Source organism: Pseudomonas sp. HY7a-MNA-CIBAN-0227, from assembly GCF_040310325.1.
Lineage (GTDB): Bacteria > Pseudomonadota > Gammaproteobacteria > Pseudomonadales > Pseudomonadaceae > Aquipseudomonas.
In genome coordinates this window covers 251,258-272,862 of record NZ_JBEOPT010000004.1, presented here as the reverse complement: position 1 = coordinate 272,862, position 21,605 = coordinate 251,258, and the positions used below count along the sequence as shown (strand labels likewise).

At 59.5% G+C, this 21,605-nt stretch carries 22 protein-coding genes; 16 read left to right on the top strand and 6 right to left on the bottom strand.

Features of this window, described 5'->3' with window-relative positions:
- Window positions 1-140: 140 nt before the first annotated feature.
- The 3 genes from AAEZ06_RS09325 to rpmE form a co-directional block, all read right to left on the bottom strand.
- The gene (locus AAEZ06_RS09325; RefSeq protein WP_149411257.1) at window positions 141-1,409 is read right to left on the bottom strand and encodes a malic enzyme-like NAD(P)-binding protein; all 1,269 of its coding nucleotides are present in this window, start codon (window positions 1,407-1,409) and stop codon (window positions 141-143) included.
- Window positions 1,410-1,591: 182 nt separating this feature from the next.
- Window positions 1,592-2,410, bottom strand: a complete 819-nt coding sequence (locus tag AAEZ06_RS09320; protein ID WP_149411258.1) for a thermonuclease family protein — start codon at window positions 2,408-2,410, stop codon at window positions 1,592-1,594.
- A 10-nt stretch (window positions 2,411-2,420) separates the two neighbouring features.
- Complete coding sequence (rpmE, locus tag AAEZ06_RS09315; protein WP_133101315.1) at window positions 2,421-2,660, bottom strand: 50S ribosomal protein L31; 240 nt, start codon at window positions 2,658-2,660, stop codon at window positions 2,421-2,423.
- 223 nt (window positions 2,661-2,883) lie between these two features.
- On the opposite strand from rpmE, the gene AAEZ06_RS09310 reads away from it, so the two are divergent.
- From AAEZ06_RS09310 to AAEZ06_RS09265, 10 genes are all read left to right on the top strand, one after another.
- The gene (locus AAEZ06_RS09310) at window positions 2,884-5,103 is read left to right on the top strand and encodes a primosomal protein N' (RefSeq protein ID WP_350613992.1); all 2,220 of its coding nucleotides are present in this window, start codon (window positions 2,884-2,886) and stop codon (window positions 5,101-5,103) included.
- 167 nt (window positions 5,104-5,270) lie between these two features.
- On the top strand, window positions 5,271-7,007 hold the full coding sequence (argS, locus tag AAEZ06_RS09305; protein WP_149411260.1) for an arginine--tRNA ligase: 1,737 nt from the start codon (window positions 5,271-5,273) through the stop codon (window positions 7,005-7,007).
- Window position 7,008: 1 nt separating this feature from the next.
- Window positions 7,009-7,701 (top strand): SPOR domain-containing protein, encoded by a 693-nt coding sequence (locus AAEZ06_RS09300; RefSeq protein ID WP_149411261.1) that lies wholly within the window; start codon window positions 7,009-7,011, stop codon window positions 7,699-7,701.
- A gap of 144 nt (window positions 7,702-7,845) precedes the next feature.
- The gene (gene hslV, locus AAEZ06_RS09295; protein WP_133101311.1) at window positions 7,846-8,376 is read left to right on the top strand and encodes an ATP-dependent protease subunit HslV; all 531 of its coding nucleotides are present in this window, start codon (window positions 7,846-7,848) and stop codon (window positions 8,374-8,376) included.
- A 37-nt stretch (window positions 8,377-8,413) separates the two neighbouring features.
- Window positions 8,414-9,751 carry an ATP-dependent protease ATPase subunit HslU gene (hslU, locus tag AAEZ06_RS09290; protein ID WP_149411262.1) on the top strand — a complete coding sequence of 446 codons (1,338 nt, stop codon included), beginning with the start codon at window positions 8,414-8,416 and terminating at the stop codon, window positions 9,749-9,751.
- A gap of 85 nt (window positions 9,752-9,836) precedes the next feature.
- Window positions 9,837-10,214, top strand: coding sequence for a gamma-butyrobetaine hydroxylase family protein (locus AAEZ06_RS09285; protein WP_149411263.1), 378 nt, complete (start codon window positions 9,837-9,839; stop codon window positions 10,212-10,214).
- A gap of 249 nt (window positions 10,215-10,463) precedes the next feature.
- Window positions 10,464-12,143 (top strand): class II poly(R)-hydroxyalkanoic acid synthase, encoded by a 1,680-nt coding sequence (phaC, locus tag AAEZ06_RS09280; protein WP_350613988.1) that lies wholly within the window; start codon window positions 10,464-10,466, stop codon window positions 12,141-12,143.
- 92 nt (window positions 12,144-12,235) lie between these two features.
- Window positions 12,236-13,093: a poly(3-hydroxyalkanoate) depolymerase gene (gene phaZ / locus AAEZ06_RS09275; protein ID WP_149411265.1), complete on the top strand. Its 858-nt coding sequence runs from the start codon at window positions 12,236-12,238 to the stop codon at window positions 13,091-13,093.
- A 101-nt stretch (window positions 13,094-13,194) separates the two neighbouring features.
- The gene (gene phaC, locus AAEZ06_RS09270; RefSeq protein WP_149411266.1) at window positions 13,195-14,877 is read left to right on the top strand and encodes a class II poly(R)-hydroxyalkanoic acid synthase; all 1,683 of its coding nucleotides are present in this window, start codon (window positions 13,195-13,197) and stop codon (window positions 14,875-14,877) included.
- Between the two features lie 33 nt (window positions 14,878-14,910).
- On the top strand, window positions 14,911-15,534 hold the full coding sequence (locus AAEZ06_RS09265; protein WP_149411267.1) for a TetR/AcrR family transcriptional regulator: 624 nt from the start codon (window positions 14,911-14,913) through the stop codon (window positions 15,532-15,534).
- A 145-nt stretch (window positions 15,535-15,679) separates the two neighbouring features.
- Here the strand turns inward: AAEZ06_RS09265 and AAEZ06_RS09260 are convergent, their stop codons facing one another.
- The 3 genes from AAEZ06_RS09260 to AAEZ06_RS09250 form a co-directional block, all read right to left on the bottom strand.
- A complete protein-coding gene (locus AAEZ06_RS09260; protein WP_350613985.1) occupies window positions 15,680-16,507 on the bottom strand; it encodes a phasin family protein in 828 nt (275 codons plus the stop codon).
- A gap of 12 nt (window positions 16,508-16,519) precedes the next feature.
- Window positions 16,520-16,942 (bottom strand): phasin family protein, encoded by a 423-nt coding sequence (locus AAEZ06_RS09255; RefSeq protein ID WP_149411269.1) that lies wholly within the window; start codon window positions 16,940-16,942, stop codon window positions 16,520-16,522.
- 150 nt (window positions 16,943-17,092) lie between these two features.
- Window positions 17,093-17,368: a polyhydroxyalkanoic acid system family protein gene (locus AAEZ06_RS09250; protein ID WP_149411270.1), complete on the bottom strand. Its 276-nt coding sequence runs from the start codon at window positions 17,366-17,368 to the stop codon at window positions 17,093-17,095.
- A gap of 144 nt (window positions 17,369-17,512) precedes the next feature.
- Here AAEZ06_RS09250 and ubiE point away from each other — a divergent pair, with 144 nt between their 5' ends.
- The 6 genes from ubiE (at window position 17,513) to AAEZ06_RS09220 (ending at window position 21,605) form a co-directional block, all read left to right on the top strand.
- Window positions 17,513-18,283: a bifunctional demethylmenaquinone methyltransferase/2-methoxy-6-polyprenyl-1,4-benzoquinol methylase UbiE gene (ubiE, locus tag AAEZ06_RS09245; RefSeq protein WP_133101302.1), complete on the top strand. Its 771-nt coding sequence runs from the start codon at window positions 17,513-17,515 to the stop codon at window positions 18,281-18,283.
- On the top strand, window positions 18,283-18,906 hold the full coding sequence (locus tag AAEZ06_RS09240) for a ubiquinone biosynthesis accessory factor UbiJ (RefSeq protein WP_149411271.1): 624 nt from the start codon (window positions 18,283-18,285) through the stop codon (window positions 18,904-18,906). Before ubiE ends, AAEZ06_RS09240 begins: the two co-directional genes overlap by 1 nt.
- Window positions 18,903-20,507, top strand: coding sequence for a ubiquinone biosynthesis regulatory protein kinase UbiB (gene ubiB / locus AAEZ06_RS09235; protein WP_149411272.1), 1,605 nt, complete (start codon window positions 18,903-18,905; stop codon window positions 20,505-20,507). Before AAEZ06_RS09240 ends, ubiB begins: the two co-directional genes overlap by 4 nt.
- Before the next feature lie 64 nt (window positions 20,508-20,571).
- The gene (hisI, locus tag AAEZ06_RS09230) at window positions 20,572-20,964 is read left to right on the top strand and encodes a phosphoribosyl-AMP cyclohydrolase (RefSeq protein WP_149411273.1); all 393 of its coding nucleotides are present in this window, start codon (window positions 20,572-20,574) and stop codon (window positions 20,962-20,964) included.
- A 2-nt stretch (window positions 20,965-20,966) separates the two neighbouring features.
- Window positions 20,967-21,299 (top strand): phosphoribosyl-ATP diphosphatase, encoded by a 333-nt coding sequence (locus tag AAEZ06_RS09225; RefSeq protein ID WP_149411274.1) that lies wholly within the window; start codon window positions 20,967-20,969, stop codon window positions 21,297-21,299.
- A 27-nt stretch (window positions 21,300-21,326) separates the two neighbouring features.
- On the top strand, window positions 21,327-21,605 hold the full coding sequence (locus AAEZ06_RS09220) for a twin-arginine translocase TatA/TatE family subunit (protein WP_149411275.1): 279 nt from the start codon (window positions 21,327-21,329) through the stop codon (window positions 21,603-21,605).

The following is a 21,605-nucleotide window of genomic DNA, read 5'->3' as shown; positions in this document are numbered from 1 at the left end:
CAGACATACCGAGCTGATGCCATCGCGGGCAAGCCTGGCTCCCACAGGGTTTACCTGAACATCGAAACAGCATTTGAGCCACACAACAAAAAGCCCCGACTCTTGCGAGTCGGGGCTTTTTGTTGGTGCGCTACAACGGCTTAGCCGTTGAACACATCATCCACGCTCTTGAGCGGGTAGTTTTTCGGATACGGCAGAGTCGCCACACCGGTCGCGATCGCGGCCTTGGCCACGGCGTCGGAGATCACGGTGATCAGGCGGGCATCCATTGGTTTCGGGATGATGTACTCACGACCGAACTCCAACTTGATACCGCCGTAGGCGTCGCACACTTCCTGAGGCACCGGCAACTTGGCCAGTTCACGCAGGGCGTTGGCGGCAGCCACTTTCATTTCTTCGTTGATGCGCTTGGCGCGAACGTCCAGGGCACCACGGAAGATGAACGGGAAGCCCAATACGTTGTTGACCTGGTTCGGATAGTCCGAACGACCGGTGGCCATGATCACGTCGTCGCGGGTGGCGTGAGCCAAGGCCGGGGCGATTTCTGGGTCCGGGTTGGAGCAGGCGAACACGATCGGGTTAGCCGCCATCAGCTTCAGGCCTTCGGCGCTCAGCAGGTTCGGGCCGGACAGGCCGACGAATACGTCAGCGCCGTTCAGGGCGTCGTCCAGGGTACGTTTCTCGGACGGATGGGCGAACATCGCCTTGTACTGGTTCAGGTCGGTACGCTCGGACTGGATCACGCCCTTGCTGTCGACCATGTAGATATTTTCCAGCTTGGCACCCATGCTCACGATCAACTTCATGCACGAGATAGCTGCAGCGCCAGCGCCCAGGCAGACGATCTTGGCGTCAGCGAGGTTTTTGCCAACGATTTCCAGCGCGTTGATCATGCCGGCTGCGGTCACGATCGCAGTGCCATGCTGGTCATCGTGGAATACCGGGATGTCGCACTGCTCGATCAGCGCCTTTTCGATTTCAAAGCACTCAGGTGCCTTGATGTCTTCCAGGTTGATGCCACCGAAGGTGATGGAGATGCGCTTGACGGTGTCGATGAAGGCTTGCGGGCTTTCGGCATCGACTTCGATGTCGAACACGTCGATACCGGCGAAACGCTTGAACAGCACGCCCTTGCCTTCCATCACCGGCTTGGAAGCCAATGGGCCGAGGTTACCCAGGCCGAGAATCGCGGTGCCATCAGAAATGACTGCAACCAGATTACCCTTGCCGGTGTATTTGTAGGCCAGTTCAGGATCGCGGGCGATTTCACGCACGGGCTCGGCTACACCGGGGCTGTACGCCAGCGACAGGTCGCGGGCAGTAGCAGTGGCTTTGGTGAGTTCGACACTCAGCTTTCCTGGACGAGGAAAGGCATGATATTCGAGAGCGGCAGTTTTCAAATCAGACATATCGGCATTCCGCTTTTTACTGTTGGACGACGGACCGCCGAGGATACGCGTGTCGCAAAGCCCCTACAAGACTGGGCGGTCACGGGTGTCAAGGGCCCAGCCCTACAACTTTCGGCCAAGAGCCACGGGACACAAGGGCTTAACTGTTCACAATCATACGAAAAAATGTCTACAATTTTTTCTTATTGTGCCAGTTGCAGCATGGCGGGGTCGGTCAATGGCAGGAGCCAGCGGGCCTGGCCGTTTTTCAGGCCGCCACGGCGGGAACGATCCAACACCCAGCCACGGACTTCGATCTGCTGGCCCTGAAGGCGCTTGAGCAGAGCACTGTCAAATTGGCCCGTCAGATTGGGTGCAACGCGCAATACCATGGAGCCCTGCAATTCGATCCAGATTCCGCCACGATTGCGCTCGATCTTGCTCACCCGGCCGCTGACCACTGCGAAACCGGAACGCTCGATCGCTGAGGCTTTCTGCACCGGCGACTGACGCCATAGCCCCAGGCGGGCCTGTCGGGCACTGCGTTCGGCCGCCTGCTGGCAGGCGACCAGATCAACATTAGGTGCGACGGCCACCTGAAAACCCAAGCCTTCGGCGAGCAGTTGCGCCTCCATGTTCGCGCCATTGGCACCATAGAGGTGAGCCAGGGTGCGCCCGTAGTGATCTTTGCTCTCCTGGCCGAGCACCAGGCTAACCCGACCGGCGCTGGCATCTACCAGACCTTGTAAACGCTGACGCGCGGCCACTGCGAAGGGTTCGTCGGAACGACCTTTCTTGCCGGTTTCCGGCGCGTTGACACCGATCATGCGCACGCTGCGGCCGTCTTTGAGCCGAACCGTGTCGCCATCGACCACCCGCTGTACCTCGAAGGTACCGAGAGCCGCCGGCGCGGGGCAAAATACCTCGGCCTGAACGGGCGCCAGCCAAATCGCAGACACAAAAAAGGCGCCCGCAAGGGACGCCTTTTTTATCAACGAGGAGAAGCCCGGCAGGCTTTCCACGTCGTTTGCCTTACTCTGCTGCTGGAGCAGGAGCAACTTTAGCAGCGCCGAAAGCACCGAAACGGGTCTTGAACTTGTCAACACGGCCGCCAATATCCAGAGTCTTCTGCTTACCGGTGTAGAACGGGTGGCACTCGTTGCACACGTCGATTGGCAGAGCTTTGCCGAAGGTCGAACGAGTTTCGAACTTGTTACCGCAGCTGCAGGTAACGTCGATGGCAACGTAATTTGGATGAATATCGGCTTTCATGGTGTATTCCTCAGGCTAGCGTGCCGCCAGTCAACACTATTGTTGAATACCGCACGTAATTAGGCCGCGGATTCTACCAGACCTTTTTAAACGCGCAAGCGGCACCATAAGTCGTTTTCCATCAGAAAGGCCCCTTTCATCAGAAAACCGTGCCATACCCAACACCCTACTCGTCTGCTAGGCTCGCGCCCTTCTTCACCGCCTGTCATATGAGAACCCCCGCGTGCCCGACGCCATTTTGCGCCTCGCCCTGCCCTCGCCCCTGCGCCGCCTGTTCGACTACCGCGCACCTACCGGCGTGCTGCGGTCGCAGCTGCAACCGGGGATGCGCGTGCGGGTGCCATTTGGTCGGCGAGAGATGATCGGCATTCTGGTGGAAGTCGCCGACCACAGCGAAGTACCGGCGGAAAAACTCAAGGCCGCTCTGGCCATGCTGGACGCCACCCCGCCGCTACCACCCTCATTGTTCAAGCTGTGCCTGTGGACTTCCCAGTATTACCAGCACAGCTTGGGCGACACTCTCAGTTGGGCATTGCCGGTGCTGTTGCGCCAGGGCGAACTGGCCGAGGCCCGCCAGGAACGGTTCTGGTCAATGACACCCGGCGCACGCCTGGACGACCCGCGCATCGCCCGCGCCCCACGCCAGCGCGAGGCCCTGGCGACCCTGGCCCAGCACCCACACGGCGTCGCCCATCAGTTACTGAGCAAGCTGCTGTTAAGTAAGGACAGCCTGGACTTGCTGCTGGCCAAGGGTTTGGTCCAAGTAGCAATTCGCAAGCACGCCCCCGGCGAACGCCATGAACACTGGCTGGCCCAGCCGGAACTGCCGCTAAACCCGGAACAGCGCACCGCCTATGAAGCCATTCGTGCAGGATTCGACAGTTTCCATGCCTTCCTGCTGGCAGGCGTCACCGGCAGCGGCAAGACCGAAGTCTATTTGCAACTGATCCGCGAAACCCTGGAAGCCGGTAAACAGGCACTCGTGCTGATCCCCGAGATCAACCTCGGCCCGCAAACCCTGGCGCGTTTCGAGCAGCGCTTCAATGCGCGCATCGCCCTGGTGCACTCGGCGGTCAACGACCGCGAGCGCCTGGAGTCGTGGTTGGCGGCAAGGGATGGCGAGGCCGACATTATTATCGGCACCCGTTCGGCGCTATTCACCCCGATGAAGAATCCCGGGCTGATCATCATCGACGAAGAACACGACGGCTCCTATAAACAGCAGGAAGGTTTGCGCTATCACGCCCGCGACCTGGCCCTGGTGCGAGCGCGCCAGGAGAACATTCCGATTGTGCTGGGCTCGGCCACGCCATCCCTGGAAAGCCTGCACAACGCCTACACCGGGCGTTATGGCCTGCTGCGCCTGAATGAGCGGGCCGGTAGCGCCAAGCAGCCGCGCTTCCTGCGCCTGGATGTGAAAAGTCGTCCGCTGGACAGCGGGATTTCCGGGCCGATGCAGCAAGCCATCGGCCAGACCCTCGCCGCTGGCCAGCAGGTGCTGGTGTTCCTCAATCGCCGAGGCTTTGCGCCGACCTTGCTGTGCCACGACTGCGGCTGGATGTCCGAGTGCAACCGCTGCGATGCGCGCATGACCGTGCACCAACGTTCCGGCGAGTTGCGCTGCCATCACTGCGGCCATGTCGAACGCGTTCCGCGCAATTGCCCGCAGTGCGGCAAAGTCGACCTGCGTCCTGTTGGCGCAGGCACCGAGCGGGCTGAGGAACGCCTGGGGATTCTGTTTCCGGACTATCCGGTGCTGCGCGTCGACCGCGACAGTACGTCGCGCAAGGACGCGATGAATCAGCTGTTCGCCACTATCCAGAAGGGCCAGCCGTGCATTCTTGTGGGTACGCAGATGCTTGCCAAAGGGCACCACTTTCCACGGGTGACCTTGGTGTCGATCCTGGATGCCGATGGCGGGCTGTTTTCCGGGGATTTTCGTGCCAGCGAGCGCATGGCCCAGCTGATCGTCCAGGTCGCCGGGCGTGCCGGGCGTGCTGAGGAGCCGGGTAAAGTGATCATCCAGACCCACCTGGCCGACCATCCGCTGCTGATTCAACTGACCGAACAAGGCTATTTCGCGTTTGCCGAACAGGCCTTGAGCGAACGCCGCTGCGCCGGGCTGCCGCCGTTTTCCCATTTGGCCTTGCTGCGGGCTGAAGCCCATAAACCTGGGCAGGCCGAGGGTTTTCTCGATGAAGCGTGCTGCCTGGCTGAACGTTTGCTCGGTGAGCTGGGGTTGACCGGCATTGAATTACTGGGCCCCGTGCCAGCCCCGATGGAACGCCGCGCCGGTCGCTATCGCGCGCAGCTACTCTTGCAGGCTAACGCCCGCGCGCCGTTGCATCGTTTATTAAGCAGTTGGCTGCTGGCCCTGGAGCAAATGCCCAGCGGGCGGCAAGTACGTTGGTCGCTGGATGTGGACCCGGTAGATTTGTACTAACCCCCTTGCAGGAGCAAGCTTACTCCTTGGGGGTTGGGTTCTCCCGATAGAGCCTGAAGGTCCGCCAACCTGTCTGAGCGGTTGGCAAGCACGCCCTCGCAACGGATAATGTCCAGTTTTTCCACCTGCGCATCGCGCGCCGCTGCTTGCGGTCGAAAGAGAACACCATGAAAGACGCCATCCGCCAGTTGATCCAACAAGCCCTCACCCAACTCGTCAACGAAGGTGTTTTACCTGAAGGCCTGACGCCGGCGATTCAGGTGGAAAACTCCCGAGACAAGACCCACGGTGACTTCGCCAGCAACATCGCCATGATGCTGGCCAAGCCGGCCGGCCTGAAGCCTCGCGACCTGGCGGAAAAAATCATCGCCGCGCTGCCAGCCGACCCGCAAGTCAGCAAGGCCGAAATCGCCGGCCCCGGCTTTATCAATATTTTCCAGAACACCCAAGCCCTGGCTTCGCGCCTGGATGCGAGCCTTGCCGACGCCAAAATCGGCGTGCGCAAGGCTGGTCCCGTGCAGCGTGTGGTCGTCGACCTGTCGGCACCGAACCTCGCCAAGGAAATGCACGTCGGCCACTTGCGCTCGACCATCATTGGCGACGGCGTGTCACGGGTTCTGGAGTTTCTCGGCGACACCGTGATTCGCCAGAACCACGTAGGCGACTGGGGCACCCAGTTCGGCATGCTGATGGCGTACCTGCAGGAAAACCCAATCACCAGCAACGAGCTGGCCGATCTGGAAAACTTTTACCGTGCCGCCAAAAAGCGCTTCGACGAATCCGAAGAATTCGCCGACCGCGCCCGTGGCCTGGTGGTCAAGCTGCAGGCCGGCGACAAGGAATGCCTGGAACTGTGGGCACGCTTTCGCGATATCTCCCTGTCCCACTGCCAGGAAATCTACGAGCGGCTGAACGTCAAGCTGACCATGGCCGACGTGATGGGCGAAAGCGCCTATAACGACGACTTGATCAACGTGGTCAACGACCTCAAGGCCAAGGGCCTGCTGGTGGAAAGCAACGGCGCCCAGTGCGTATTCCTCGACGATTTCAAGACCGCCGACGGCGAGCCGCTGCCGGTAATCATCGTCAAGGCCGATGGCGGCTATCTCTACGCCACCACCGACCTGGCGGCCGTGCGCTACCGCAGCGGTGTTCTGAAGGCTGATCGTGCCCTGTATTTCGTCGACCAGCGCCAGGCCCTGCACTTCCAGCAAGTGTTCGAAGTGGCCCGCCTGGCCGGGTTCGTCACCCACCCGATGCACATGGAGCACATGGGCTTCGGCACCATGAACGGCGCCGATGGCCGTCCGTTCAAGACCCGCGATGGCGGCACCGTGAAGCTGATCGACCTGCTGAACGAAGCCCAGGAACGCGCCTACACCCTGGTGAAGGAAAAGAACCCGGAGCTGGCCGAAGCCGACCTGCGTAACATCGCCAAGGTCGTCGGCATTGGCGCGGTGAAATACGCCGATCTGTCCAAGCACCGCACCAGCGACTACAGCTTTAACTTCGAGTTGATGCTCAACTTCGAAGGCAACACCGCGCCGTACCTGCTGTATGCCTACACTCGGGTCGCCGGTGTGTTTCGCAAGCTGGGCAAGGACTTCAGCGAAGTCGAAGGCCAGATCAACCTGCAGGCGCCTCAGGAACATGAGCTGGCCACCAAGCTCGCTCAATTTGGCGAAGTGCTCAACAACGTCGGCGAGAAAGGCACGCCGCATATGCTCTGCACTTACCTGTACGAAGTTGCAGGGCTGTTCTCCAGTTTCTACGAGAACTGCCCGATCCTGAGCGCAGACGACGAAGCCCAAAAGCAAAGCCGCTTGCGCCTCGCCGCACTGGCTGGACGGACCCTCAAGCAAGGCCTGGAACTGTTGGGCCTGGAAACTCTGGAGCGTATGTAAGTTGGCTGCCAAGAAAAAACCTGCACCCAAGCGTGGCGCCAGCCGCTACCAGGCACCGGCAAAGAAACCGATTCCGGGCTGGATGTGGCTGGCCATCGGCCTGACGGTCGGTGCGTTTATTGTGTTTCTGATGAAGCTGGAGCCGGGCCAGGGCGATGACGTCAAACGGGTCAAGCAGGAGCAACAGAAGGCCAGCAGGATCGCCGAAGCGAACAAGACACCGCCCAGCCCTACTGCGCCAGTGAAGCCTAAATATGACTTCTACACCCTGCTGCCGGAATCGGAAGTGATTGTTCCGCAAGACGCCGTACCGGAAAAAACCCTGCCTACGCCACAAGTTCCAGTAACCCCGGCCGAAGCGGCGAAGATCGACACCGCACGGGCCCAGGCTGCTCTGGCGGGGATCACTCCGCCACCGCCGCCACCGGTCGCTACCACCAAGGCAGCGCCAGTGACCAAGTTCTTCCTGCAGGCGGGTTCATTCCCCAAGCAGGCGGATGCTGATCGTGTGCGGGCGCAAATTATTCTGCTCGGGCAGGCGGTGACAGTGGAATCGGGAACGGTGAAGGATGCGACCTGGTATCGCGTACTGGTAGGTCCGTTCAGCAACCGTGAACAGTTGACCGTGGCTCAGAAACAGCTGGCCGGCGCAGGGTTTAGCAACCTGTTGTTACAGCAACGCCAAAGCCGCTGATCGGAACGCCGATCCTATGGCGAACACCTATTGTGGCGAGGCGGCAAGCCCGCTCGCCACAAGTCCTACGGTTGAAATACTCCCCGCCACCCCCATATGAGTTCCATCAGGGCATTTTCGCCCCGCTGCGTGGAGACTCTCCCCTTGACCACCATCGTTTCAGTTCGCCGCCACGGCAAAGTCGTCATGGGCGGCGACGGCCAGGTTTCCCTTGGCAATACCGTGATGAAAGGCAACGCGAAAAAAGTACGTCGCCTGTACCACGGCCAGGTCATCGCAGGCTTTGCCGGCGCCACCGCTGACGCCTTCACCCTTTTCGAGCGTTTCGAAGGCCAGCTGGAAAAACACCAGGGCCATCTGGTCCGTGCTGCCGTCGAGCTTGCCAAGGAATGGCGCACCGACCGTTCCCTGAGCCGCCTGGAAGCCATGCTCGCCGTCGCCAACAAGGACGCGTCCTTGATCATCACCGGCAACGGCGATGTGGTAGAACCGGAAGACGGCCTGATCGCCATGGGCTCCGGTGGCGGCTACGCCCAGGCCGCAGCCAGCGCACTGTTGAAAAAAACCGATCTGTCGGCCCGTGAAATCGTTGAAACGGCCCTCGGTATCGCTGGCGATATCTGCGTCTTTACCAACCATAACTTCACCATTGAGGAGCAGGACCTCGCCGAATAAGCCGCTGGCTTTTCAGGCTTGAGGACCGTCAATTATTATGTCCATGACTCCCCGCGAAATCGTCCATGAACTCAATCGCCATATCATCGGCCAGGACGATGCCAAGCGCGCCGTTGCCATCGCCCTGCGTAACCGCTGGCGCCGGATGCAACTGCCCGAAGAACTACGCGTTGAAGTAACCCCCAAGAACATCCTGATGATCGGCCCTACAGGTGTCGGTAAAACCGAAATCGCCCGTCGCCTGGCCAAATTGGCCAACGCGCCGTTCATCAAGGTCGAAGCGACCAAGTTCACCGAAGTCGGCTATGTGGGCCGTGACGTCGAGTCGATCATTCGTGATCTGGCCGACGCTGCCCTGAAACTGCTGCGCGAACAGGAAATGACCAAGGTCAGCCACCGCGCCGAAGACGCCGCCGAAGAACGCATCCTCGACGCTCTGCTGCCACCGGCACGCATGGGCTTCAACGAAGATGCCGCGCCAAGCCAGGACTCCAACACCCGCCAGCTGTTCCGCAAGCGTCTGCGTGAAGGCCAGTTGGACGACAAGGAAATCGAGATAGAAGTCGCCGAAATCTCCGGCGTCGACATCTCCGCGCCGCCTGGCATGGAAGAAATGACCAACCAGCTGCAAAACCTGTTCGCCAACATGGGCAAGGGCAAGAAGAAAAGCCGCAAGCTCAAGGTCAAGGACGCGCTGAAACTGGTGCGTGACGAAGAAGCTGGGCGCCTGGTCAACGAGGAGGAACTCAAGGCCAAGGCTCTGGAAGCGGTCGAACAGCACGGCATCGTGTTTATCGACGAGATCGATAAAGTCGCCAAGCGCGGTAACTCCGGTGGCGTCGACGTTTCCCGTGAAGGCGTACAGCGCGATTTGCTGCCGCTGATCGAAGGCTGCACCGTCAACACCAAGCTGGGCATGGTCAAGACCGACCACATTCTGTTTATCGCTTCCGGCGCGTTCCACCTGAGCAAACCAAGCGACCTGGTGCCGGAGCTGCAAGGCCGCCTGCCGATTCGCGTAGAACTCAAGGCGCTGACCCCGGGCGACTTCGAGCGCATTCTCAGCGAGCCGCACGCATCGCTGACCGAGCAATACCGCGAGCTGCTGAAAACCGAAGGCCTGGCCATCGAGTTTTTGCCGGACGGTATCAAGCGCCTGGCGGAGATCGCCTGGCAGGTCAACGAGAAGACCGAGAACATCGGTGCCCGCCGCCTGCACACTTTGCTTGAGCGTTTGCTTGAGGAAGTATCCTTCAGTGCCGGCGACATAGCGGGCACCCAGAATGGCGAGGCCATCAAGATCGACGCCGACTACGTCAACGGCCACCTTGGCGAATTGGCGCAGAACGAAGATCTGTCTCGTTACATTCTGTAAGCTTCAAGCGGCAAGCTATAAGCTGTAAGTTGATTGTGTTCAACTTGCGGCTTGTAGCTTAAAGCTTACCGCCCAAGGCGTTCCCATGACCAAACTACCTACCTCCATCAACCTGCACAAAGCCTCCAAGACCCTGTCCCTGACCTACGGTCCGGATGAGGTCTATCACCTGCCCGCCGAATTACTGCGAGTACATTCGCCTTCCGCCGAGGTCCAGGGCCACGGCAAACCGATCCTGCAATTTGGCAAGCTCAATGTCGGCTTGAGCAAGATTGAACCTGCCGGCCAGTACGCACTGAAATTGACCTTCGACGACGGTCATGACAGCGGACTGTTCACTTGGGATTACCTCTACCAGCTCGCCGTGCGCCAGGATGATCTGTGGACCGAATATCTTGCCGAACTCAAAGTCGCCGGAAAAACCCGCGACCCGAGTCAGTCAGTCGTCAGACTAATGCTCTAGCCCGCACCTCCTGCTCATTAGTGGGCATTTTCTAATTCCATCTGCTTGAATGCCCTGTCTCAGGGTCAGCGATTGGCCTGCTTGCGAAAAAAATTAAACTCGGGTAACCAATGTAACTGGCAAGTTCCCTGCATTTGATGATGCGGTATTAACGGTGACCCGAGCAGCAGTACCAGGCTTGTGTTGTGTGCCGAGAATGGGTGCACAGCGGTACCCGGTACTCGTCTTTCGGACAATGGAGCGTCGTAGATGAGTAACAAGAATAACGATGACTTGAAACGCCAGGCCTCGGAAAACACCTTGGGGCTGAACCCGATCATCGCCTTGCGTAAAAAGGATTTACTGGCTTCTGCTCGAATGGTGCTGACCCAGGCCATCAAGCAACCGTTGCACAGCGTCAAGCACGTCGCCCACTTTGGCGCCGAGTTAAAGAACGTGGTATTTGGCAAATCCGAGCTTGCGCCCGAGAGCGACGACCGTCGATTCAACGACCCGGCGTGGAGCCAGAACCCACTCTACAAACGTTATCTGCAAACCTACCTGGCGTGGCGCAAGGAACTGCACGACTGGATCGGCGACAGCAACCTATCGGAGCAGGACATCAGCCGCGGCCACTTCGTCATCAACCTGATGACCGAAGCCATGGCCCCGACCAACAGCGCCGCCAACCCGGCCGCCGTCAAACGCTTCTTCGAAACCGGCGGCAAAAGCCTGCTGGACGGTCTCTCGCACTTGGCCAAGGACATGGTCCACAACGGCGGTATGCCGAGCCAGGTCAACATGGGTGCCTTTGAAGTGGGCAAGAGCCTGGGCACCACCGAAGGCGCCGTGGTGTTTCGCAACGACGTCCTGGAGTTGATCCAGTACAAGCCAATCACCGAGCAAGTGCACGAACGCCCGCTGCTGGTGGTACCGCCACAGATCAACAAATTCTATGTCTTCGACCTGAGCCCGGATAAGAGCCTGGCGCGCTTCTGCCTGCGCAATAACCAGCAGACTTTTATCGTCAGTTGGCGCAACCCCACCAAGGCCCAGCGCGAGTGGGGCCTGTCGACCTATATCGAAGCGCTGAAAGAAGCGGTCGATGTGGTCACCGCGATCACCGGCAGCAAAGACGTGAACATGCTCGGGGCCTGCTCCGGCGGCATCACCTGCACCGTCCTACTGGGCCACTACGCGGCGCTGGGGGAGAAGAAGGTCAACGCCCTGACTCTGTTGGTGAGCGTGCTGGACACCACCCTGGACACCCAGGTGGCGCTGTTCGTCGACGAACAGACCCTGGAAGCGGCCAAGCGCCACTCCTATCAGGCCGGCGTGCTGGAAGGCCGGGACATGGCCAAGGTGTTCGCCTGGATGCGCCCCAATGATTTGATCTGGAACTACTGGGTCAACAATTACCTGCTGGGCAACGAGCCGCCGGTCTTCGACATCCTGTTCTGGAACAACGACACCACCCGTTTGCCGGCAGCGTTTCATGGCGACCTGATCGAGTTGTTCAAGAACAACCCGCTGATACGCGCCAATGCCCTGGAAGTGTGCGGTACGCCGATTGACTTGAAACAGGTCACCACCGATATCTATTCCCTCGCTGGCACCAACGACCACATCACCCCGTGGCAGTCCTGCTACAAGTCGGCGCAGCTGTTTGGCGGCAAGGTCGAGTTCGTGCTGTCCAGCAGCGGGCATATCCAAAGCATCCTCAACCCGCCGGGCAATCCCAAGTCGCGCTACCAGACCAGCGACACCATGCCGAGCAAAGCACTGGACTGGCAGGAAAATGCCACCAAGCACACTGATTCGTGGTGGCTGCATTGGCAGGTGTGGCAGACAGAACGGTCGGGGAAGTTGAAAAAAGCACCGGCGGCGCTAGGCAATAAAACGTACGCCGCTGCTGAAGCGGCACCCGGAACCTATGTGCACGAACGATAGCGGCAAGCCTCAAATCACAAGCTGCAAGGTGATTGCACTCATCTTGCAGCTTGCGGCCTGAAGCTGCCTCCACTCACCCGCAGGGTAAGCCCATGCCGCAACCGTTCATCTTCCGCACCATCGACCTGAATGGCCAGACCATCCGCACGGCGGTGCGACCGGGCAAGTCTCACTTGACGCCGCTGCTGATTTTCAACGGCATCGGCGCCAACCTTGAGCTAGTGTTTCCGTTCGTCCAGGCCCTGGACCCCGATCTGGAGGTGATTGCCTTTGATGTTCCCGGTGTCGGCGGTTCCTCGACGCCCAGACGACCCTATCGCTTTCCCGGCCTGGCAAAACTCACCGCACGCATGCTCGATTACCTGGACTATGGCCAGGTCAACGTGGTTGGGGTTTCCTGGGGCGGTGCCCTGGCCCAGCAGTTTGCCTATGACTACCCGGAACGCTGCAAGAAACTGATCCTCGCGGCCACCGCCGCCGGTGCGTTCATGGTGCCCGGCAAACCGAAAGTGCTGTGGCTGATGGCAAGCCCACGGCGTTACATCCAACCGTCTCATGTAGTGCGCATTGCCCCGATGATCTATGGCGGCTCGTTCCGCCGAGATTCAAAACTGGCCGCCGAACACGCCAGCAAAGTGCGTTCGGCCGGCAAGTTGGGCTACTACTGGCAACTGTTCGCCGGCCTTGGCTGGACCAGCATCCACTGGCTGCACAAGATCAAGCAGCCGACCCTGGTGCTGGCGGGCGACGACGACCCACTGATCCCGCTGGTCAACATGCGCATGCTGGCTTGGCGTATCCCCAATGCTCAGTTGCACATCATCGACGACGGTCATTTGTTCCTGATTACCCGCGCTGAAGCAGTGGCGCCGATCATCATGAAGTTTCTCCAGGAAGAGCGCCTGCCCGCGGTGATCCACCCGCAACCGGCGCCGTTAAGCAACACCTGAGGCGCATCGGGTCAGGACGATCCTCCGCGCAACTTGGCCAGAACCGACTATGGTTCTGAATTGGCGTGCACGTTAGCGGATTGACGAAGGAGTGTTGACTCATGCGAGACAGACCCGTGACGAGCCCGGTGCCCACACCTGCTGCGTTCATCAATGCACAAAGCGCGATCACTGGCCTGCGTGGTCGGGATTTACTGTCGACCCTGCGCAGCGTTGCAGCCCATGGCCTGCGCAACCCGCTACATAGCGCGCGGCATGCCTTGGCCCTGGGTGGGCAGTTGGGCCGGGCGTTGCTGGGGGAAACCGTGCATGAACCCAACCCCCACGACAGCCGCTTCGCCGACCCCACCTGGCAGCTCAACCCGCTGTACCGGCGCAGCCTGCAAGCCTATTTGAGCTGGCAAAAGCAGACCAAGCGCTGGATCGACGACAGTAACCTGAGCACCGATGATCGGGCGCGAGCGCACTTTGCCTTTTCCCTGATAAACGACGCCGTATCGCCGTCCAACACCCTGCTCAATCCATTGGCGATCAAGGAGCTGCTCAACTCCGGCGGCAACAGCGTGGTGCGCGGCGTCAGTAATTTGTTTGACGACCTGCTGCACAACAACGGCTTGCCTCGGCAAGTCACCAAGCAGGCCTTTGAGGTCGGCAAGACCGTCGCCACCACTCCTGGCTCGGTAGTGTTTCGCAACGAGTTGCTGGAGCTGATCCAGTACAAGCCCATGAGTGAAAAACAGTACGCCAAGCCGCTACTGGTGGTACCGCCGCAAATCAACAAGTACTACATCTTTGACCTGAGCCCGGCCAACAGCTTCGTCCAGTACGCCCTGAAAAATAGCCTGCAAGTGTTTATGGTCAGCTGGCGTAACCCGGACGTGCGGCATCGGGAATGGGGCCTGTCCACCTATGTGGCGGCACTGGAAGAAGCGCTGAACATCTGCCGGGCGATCACCGGCGCCCGCGAAGTCAACCTGATGGGCGCCTGCGCCGGCGGCCTGACCATTGCTGCGTTACAAGGCCATCTGCAAGCCAAGCGGCAGCTGCGGCGCATCTCCAGCGCCAGCTATCTGGTGAGCTTGCTGGATAGCCAGATCGACAGCCCCGCCACGCTGTTCGCCGACGAGCAAACCCTGGAAGCCGCCAAGCGCCACTCCTATCAACAGGGCGTACTGGACGGCCGGGACATGGCCAAGGTGTTTGCCTGGATGCGCCCCAACGACCTGATCTGGAATTACTGGATCAACAACTACCTGCTGGGCAAGGAACCGCCGGCGTTCGACATCCTGTACTGGAACAACGACAACACCCGCCTTCCCGCTGCCCTGCACGGCGACCTGCTGGATTTCTTCAAGCACAACCCACTGAGCCACCCTGGCGGCCTGGAAGTCTGTGGCACACCTATCGACTTGCAGAAGGTCACGGTGGACAGCTTCAGCGTGGCCGGGATCAACGATCACATCACCCCGTGGGACGCGGTCTACCGCTCGACCTTGCTGCTGGGCGGCGAAAAACGCTTCGTGCTGTCCAACAGCGGGCATATCCAGAGCATCCTCAACCCGCCGAGCAACCCCAAGGCTAACTTCGTCGAAAACATCAAGCTGAGCAGCGACCCGCGCGCCTGGTACTACGATGCAAACCACATCGAGGGCAGTTGGTGGCCGCAGTGGCTGGAGTGGATACAGCAACGCTCAGGGGTCCAGCGCGAAACGCTGACTGCTCTGGGCAACCAAAATTACCCACCAATGGAAGCTGCGCCCGGCACCTATGTGCGGGTCCGTTGATAACTTGACTCACCGATTACTTAAGAAGACTGGATGAAAACCCGCGACCGTATCCTTGAATGTGCCTTGCAGTTGTTCAATCACAAGGGCGAGCCGAACGTATCGACCATGGAGGTGGCCAATGAAATGGGGATCAGCCCCGGCAACCTCTACTACCACTTCCACGGCAAGGAGCCCTTGGTGCTCGGCTTGTTTGAGCGCTTTCAGGGTGAGTTGGCACCGCTGCTCGATCCGCCGCCGGATGTGCAACTAGCCGCTGAGGATTACTGGTTGTTCCTGCACCTGATCGTGGAGCGCATGGCCCACTACCGGTTTCTGCTCCAGGACCTGTCGAACCTGGCGGGGCGCTTGCCGAAACTGGCCAAGGGCATCCGTAACCTGCTGAATGCGTTGAAACGAACGCTGGCCTCGCTGCTGGCACGACTCAAGACGGGGGGGCAATTGGTCAGCGATACCCAGGCGTTGGGGCAACTGGTGGAGCAGATCACCATGACCCTGCTGTTTTCCCTGGATTACCAGCGGATTCTCGACCGCGAAGGTGAGGTGCGGGTGGTGGTGTACCAGATCATGATGCTGGTGGCGCCACATCTTCTGTTGCCGGCACGGCTAGCGACAGAGCGGTTGGCACTGCACTACCTGGATGAAGCAGATCTGTGAAAAAGCGCCGGCCAAATGTGGGAGCCGGCTTGCCCTCGATGCAGTCACCTCGCTAACACAGTCAGACTGAGGGTAATGCTATCGCGGGCAAGCCCGGCTCCTACAGGCCTTTGCAGGCCGGGCGTTTTTGCGTGTCCCGTGAAAATCAGGACTGACTGGTAGGCGTCGGGGTTACCGAAGTTGCAGTCGGGGTAGCAGCGGTCTGCGTCGGCGCGGTGGCCGAGTTGGTCGCGGGTGCCGGTTTGGCCGCAATGACTGGCTTTGGAGCGGCTGGCTTCTTGGCTACGGCAGGTTTCTTCGCTGCGGCTGGTTTTGCAGCAGCTTTAGCCGCGACAGGTTTAGCAGCAGGCTTGGCCCCTGCGGTTTTGGCCGCTGGCTTGGCAGCAGGTTTAGCCGCTGTTTTTGCTGGAACCTTGGCCGCTGGCTTGGCTGCCAGTTTGGCGGCGGCTTTGACCAACGGTTTGGCCGGGCTTTTCGCTGCTGGTTTGGCGGCAGCGGTTTTGGCGGCAGGCTTGGCAGCAGGCTTTGCGGCTGCGGTTTTCGCCGCCACTGGAGCCACTTTGGCGCCTGTTAGTTTTTCGATTTGCTTGGTCAAGGTATCGACCTTGCTGTGCAGCGCCTTCACTTCATTGCGGCTGGGTACGCCCAGTCGCGAAATGGCACTGTTCAGACGCTTGTCGAAAGCGCCTTCCAACTCATCCCACTTGCCCATTGCCTGGTTTTTAACCGCATTGATACGAGACTTGGCAGAACCTGCAGTTGCCTTTGCCGCATCTACTTGTTTACCCACTGTGCTCTTGGTCAACTTCTCGGCTTTCTCGCCGTCTTTAACCAAGGTCTCGAAGTATTTACCGCCGTCACTGCTGACCTTCGAGTACACGCCTAAACCAGCAAGCCAGATCTTGCGGGAGTATTTTTCGACTTCCCCAATCCACGAGTTGCCTTCTTTCTCAGTATTCTTTTTACCAGCCATCCCGTTATCTCCTTAATGTTTACGCGCGACACGTTCGAGCAATGCCGTCAGCTCATCGAGCTTAGCAGAGACTGTCTCCACGTCATGTTTAGACGCAATGCCGATTCGATTCAAGGCACTTGCAACACGAGTATCAAAAGCCTTCTCGACTTTATCCAGTTGCACTTCGACACGACCTTTGACGCTGAAGACATTACTTTTGACTTGATCAATCTGACTGTTGGCCGCATCAAGTTGTTCAATCGCAACTTTTTTGCCTTTGCTTTCAACATGTTGACCAGTCTTGATGAGTTCTTTGAAGTACTCGCCGCCCTCACTACCGACCTTGGCATAAGCCCCCAAGCCGGCCAGCCAAATCTTGCGGGCATAGGTTTTAACGTCGCTCAGGGTGTTAGTCGAAGCGTCGATTTTTTTCTTCAAAATAACTTTGGCCATGGTGCACCTCACGCATAAAAGGGTGGAGGAACTGCCCACAGGAGTTGAGGGCTTGGGCACAAAGTAGGCATAAAAATTAGAATCGGCACCCTAAGAACAGCACGAAAGCGCTTATAGCCACAGTCATCAACTGCGACTACACGTCGTGAATCAGGCCAGCGCCTTATCCAGTGCCTTCTCGATTTCAGATTTGATAGTGCCACTCATGGCCGACATCAACAGGCCCAGTTCAACCTCAATCCTGAGGGAATCTTCACCCACTTTCACGGTGCCTTTGACGCCGGAGCGCTTGAGGTTCAGCGTGTCGCCGGACCAGGACGGCTCCAGGCCATATTGTTCCTTGAGTTTGTGCGCCAACTTGTCAGCCTTTTCCCGGGCAGCTTCCTTACCGAGAGTGTGAGCACGCTCAACCTGTATACGGGCCATTTGAATGACTCCTCCTTATAGAGACTTATTGACCACCCATGCGGCAAAAGGTCTCGGTGGCCACCTATCTTACCTTCACCCTTGCCAAGACAAAGCATGCCTTGGGGATTAGAATGTCCCGCATTCTCTTTTGGTGACAGCGATATGACTGATCAGCGCAAAGGCAGCGATGCCGAACCCACCACTCACTTCGGTTTCAAGAACGTCCCGGAAAGCCAGAAAGCGGAAAAAGTCGCTGAGGTGTTCCACTCCGTGGCCGCCAAGTACGACCTGATGAACGACGTGCTGTCCGGCGGCATGCATCGCCTGTGGAAGCGCTTCACCATCGAGCTATCCGGCGTACGCACCGGCAACCGCGTGCTGGACATTGCCGGCGGCACGGGCGATCTGGCGGCAAAGTTCTCCAAACTGGTTGGCCCTACTGGCCAAGTGGTATTGGCCGACATCAACGGTTCGATGCTCAAGGTGGGGCGCGATCGCCTGCTGGATAAAGGCGTGGCCGGCAATGTCGAGTTCGTCCAGGCCGACGCTGAAAAGCTGCCGTTCCCCGACAACCACTTCGACTGCGTGACCATCGCCTTCGGCCTGCGTAACGTCACCCACAAGGAAGACGCCCTGCGCTCCATGCTGCGGGTGCTCAAGCCCGGCGGCCGCCTGTTGGTGCTGGAGTTCTCCAAGCCCACCAACGCGCTAATGTCCAAGGTCTACGACACCTACTCGTTCGCCTTCATGCCGTTGATGGGCAAGCTGATCACCAATGACGCCGAGAGCTACCGCTACCTGGCCGAATCGATCCGCATGCACCCCAACCAGGAAACCCTGAAGTCGATGATGGTAGAAGCCGGTTTCGACCGCGTGACTTACCACAACATGACTTCTGGTATCGTCGCCCTGCACCGCGGCATCAAGCCCTGATGCTGTTCACAGGCCTTCTCGCCAGCGTCGAACACGGCCTCAACCGTGTCCTGCGCCTGGACAGCACCGCCCTGGCGCGACTGGCGCACTTGAACGGCAAGATCATTGCCGTCGACTGCACAAGCCCCGCCTTGCAGCTGTTTATCCTGCCCAGCGATGAAGGCCTGCTGCTGGCATCCCATTGGGCCGCCGATTCCGACTGCACCCTGCGCGCCCCTGCTTCCAGCCTGCTGCGCCTGGCGTTGAGCCGGGACAAGACAGCGATCCTCCACGGCCCTGACGTTGAGCTTGAGGGCGACAGCGCGGTGCTGATGGACCTGGCCGCCGTGCTGCAAGACCTGGAACTGGATTGGGAATACGAGCTGTCCCGCTGGGTCGGCCCGGTGGCCACGCAGTTGATCAGCGGCCACCTGCGCAGCCGCACGCGCTGGTACCAGCAGGGCTTCGCCAGCCTGAACCAGAACCTCGCCGAATACCTGAGCGAAGAATCGCGCACCTTGGTCGGACAACGGGAAGCCGAAGCGCGCTTTCGTGAACTCGATCAGGCCAAACTCGACCTGGAACGTCTTGAGGCGCGCTTCGAGCGCCTGAGCCAATCCCTTGATTCAAGCGATAACGCATGAAGCTGCTCGCCGTCCGCCGTTTGTTTCGTATCCAGCGCGTCGTAATCCGCTACCGCCTCGATGACCTGCTGTTCGCCCTGCCTCTGCCGTGGTTCCTGCTGGCGGTGCGTTATGTGCTGCCGTGGCGCTGGTTCCCGCGCAAGCCCCTTACACTTACCCGTGGCGCCCGCCTGCGCCTGGCGCTGCAGGACCTGGGCCCGATCTTCATCAAGTTCGGACAGATCCTGTCCACCCGCCGCGACCTGCTGCCCGAAGACATCGCCGACGAACTGATGTTATTGCAGGACCGCGTACCGCCGTTTGATTCACAGGTGGCGGTGAAACTGATCGAAGAACAGTTGGGCAAGAAGATCAGCGAAGTGTTCAGCCGTTTCGACATTGAGCCACTGGCCTCGGCCTCGGTAGCCCAGGTTCATGCCGCGCAGCTCAAAAGCGGTGAAGAAGTGGTGGTCAAGGTGATCCGCCCCGGCCTCAAGCCCATCATCGGCCAGGACCTGGCGTGGCTGTTCATCCTCGCCCGCGCCGCCGAGCACTTCTCTGCAGATGCACGCCTGCTGCACCCGGTGGACGTGGTCCAGGACTACGAAAAAACAATCTACGACGAACTCGACCTGCTGCGCGAAGCCGCCAACGCTAGCCAGCTCAAGCGCAACTTCGAAGGCTCACAGCTGTTGTACGTGCCCCAAGTGTATTGGGACTGGTGCCGGCCGAAAGTGCTGGTGATGGAGCGCATCTACGGGATTCAGGTCACCGACCTGGCCACCCTGGCCGACCAGCGCACCGACATGAAAATGCTTGCCGAGCGCGGTGTGGAGATCTTCTTCACCCAGGTGTTCCGCGACAGTTTTTTCCACGCCGACATGCACCCCGGCAACATCTTCGTCAGTACCGTGAACCCGTGGAGCCCGCAGTACATTGCGATCGACTGCGGCATCGTCGGCAGCCTGACCCCGGAAGATCAGGATTACCTGGCCCGCAACCTGTTCGCTTTCTTCAAGCGCGACTACCGCCGTGTGGCGCAACTGCATATCGACTCGGGCTGGGTGCCAGCGGAAACCAAACTCAACGAATTCGAAGCGGCGATCCGCACCGTCTGCGAGCCGATCTTCGAAAAACCGTTAAAAGATATTTCTTTCGGCCAGGTGCTGATGCGCCTGTTCCAGACTGCCCGGCGCTTCAATATGGAAGTGCAACCGCAGTTGGTGCTACTGCAGAAAACCCTGCTGAACATCGAAGGCCTGGGCCGCCAGCTGTACCCGGACCTGGACCTGTGGAACACCGCCCAGCCGTTCCTGGAACGCTGGATGCGCGAGCGGGTCAGCCCGAAAACCCTGCTGGGCAACCTGCAAAGCCAGGTCGAACAGCTGCCGCACCTGGCCAACATGACCCGCGATTTACTGGAGCGCATGTCCCAGCCCCACGCCAAGGACACGGCGGCGCCGTGGCACAAACGCAAGGACGACTGGTTCCTGCGCCTGCTGGGCTCCGGGCACCTGGCCGGTGGCGCAGTGCTGGCAGCCGGCGGTCCATTGAATGAACTAGGTCACTGGCCGGCTGGCATCATGGTCGCCGTGGGTGTGTATCTGATCGTGCGTCGATAGCCAGTCCGGTTATACACTGTTGCAAATTGCCGAGGCGGGTAACGCCCGGTTGTCGGAGTCGAAGATGAAAGACTGGCTGGACGAGATCAAATGGGACAGTGACGGCCTGGTGCCGGCCATTGCCCAGGACTACAAGACCGGGCGCGTACTGATGATGGCCTGGATGAACCGCGAGGCCCTGAGCCTGACTGCCGCCGAGCAGCGTGCCATTTACTGGTCACGTTCCCGTGGCAAACTGTGGCGCAAGGGTGAAGAGTCCGGGCACGTGCAAACCTTGCACGAGATGCGCATCGACTGCGACGCCGACGTGGTGATCCTCAAGGTCGAGCAGATCGGCGACATCGCCTGTCACACCGGCCGTCACAGCTGCTTCTACCGCGTGTTTGAAAACGGCGAGTGGAAGACCGTCGAGCCCGTGCTCAAAGACCCGCACGCTATCTATTCGCCAGGACACTGAACATGACAGATACACTCAACCGTCTGGCCCAGGTGCTGGAAGACCGCAAAGGTGCGGCCGCCGATAGCTCCTACGTTGCCAGCCTGTATCACAAGGGCTTGAACAAGATTCTCGAAAAACTCGGCGAAGAATCCGTCGAGACGATTATTGCTGCCAAGGACGCCCAGATCAGCGGCGACTGCAGCGATGTGATCTACGAAACCGCCGATCTGTGGTTTCACAGCCTGGTGATGCTCGCCCAACTGGGGCAGCATCCGCAGGCCGTGCTTGATGAACTGGACCGTCGCTTCGGCTTGTCCGGACACACCGAAAAGGCCTCGCGCCCGTCCGCCTGAATAATTTTTTGACAGAGGAATTGCAGCATGGGCATTTTTGACTGGAAACACTGGATCGTCATTCTGGTAGTGGTTGTGCTGGTGTTCGGCACCAAGAAACTGAAAAACCTGGGCACCGATGTCGGCGAATCCATCAAGGGCTTTCGCAAGGCCATGAACGACGACGAAAAACCGGCCGACCCTGCCGCCAACCCGGCTCCACCGGCGCAGCCTGTTCACCCACAGGCCACTCAGCCGATCACTGAACGTCGCACCTTCGACGTCCAGGCAGAGAAAGTCGAAGAGCCTATCCGCAAAGACTCGTGA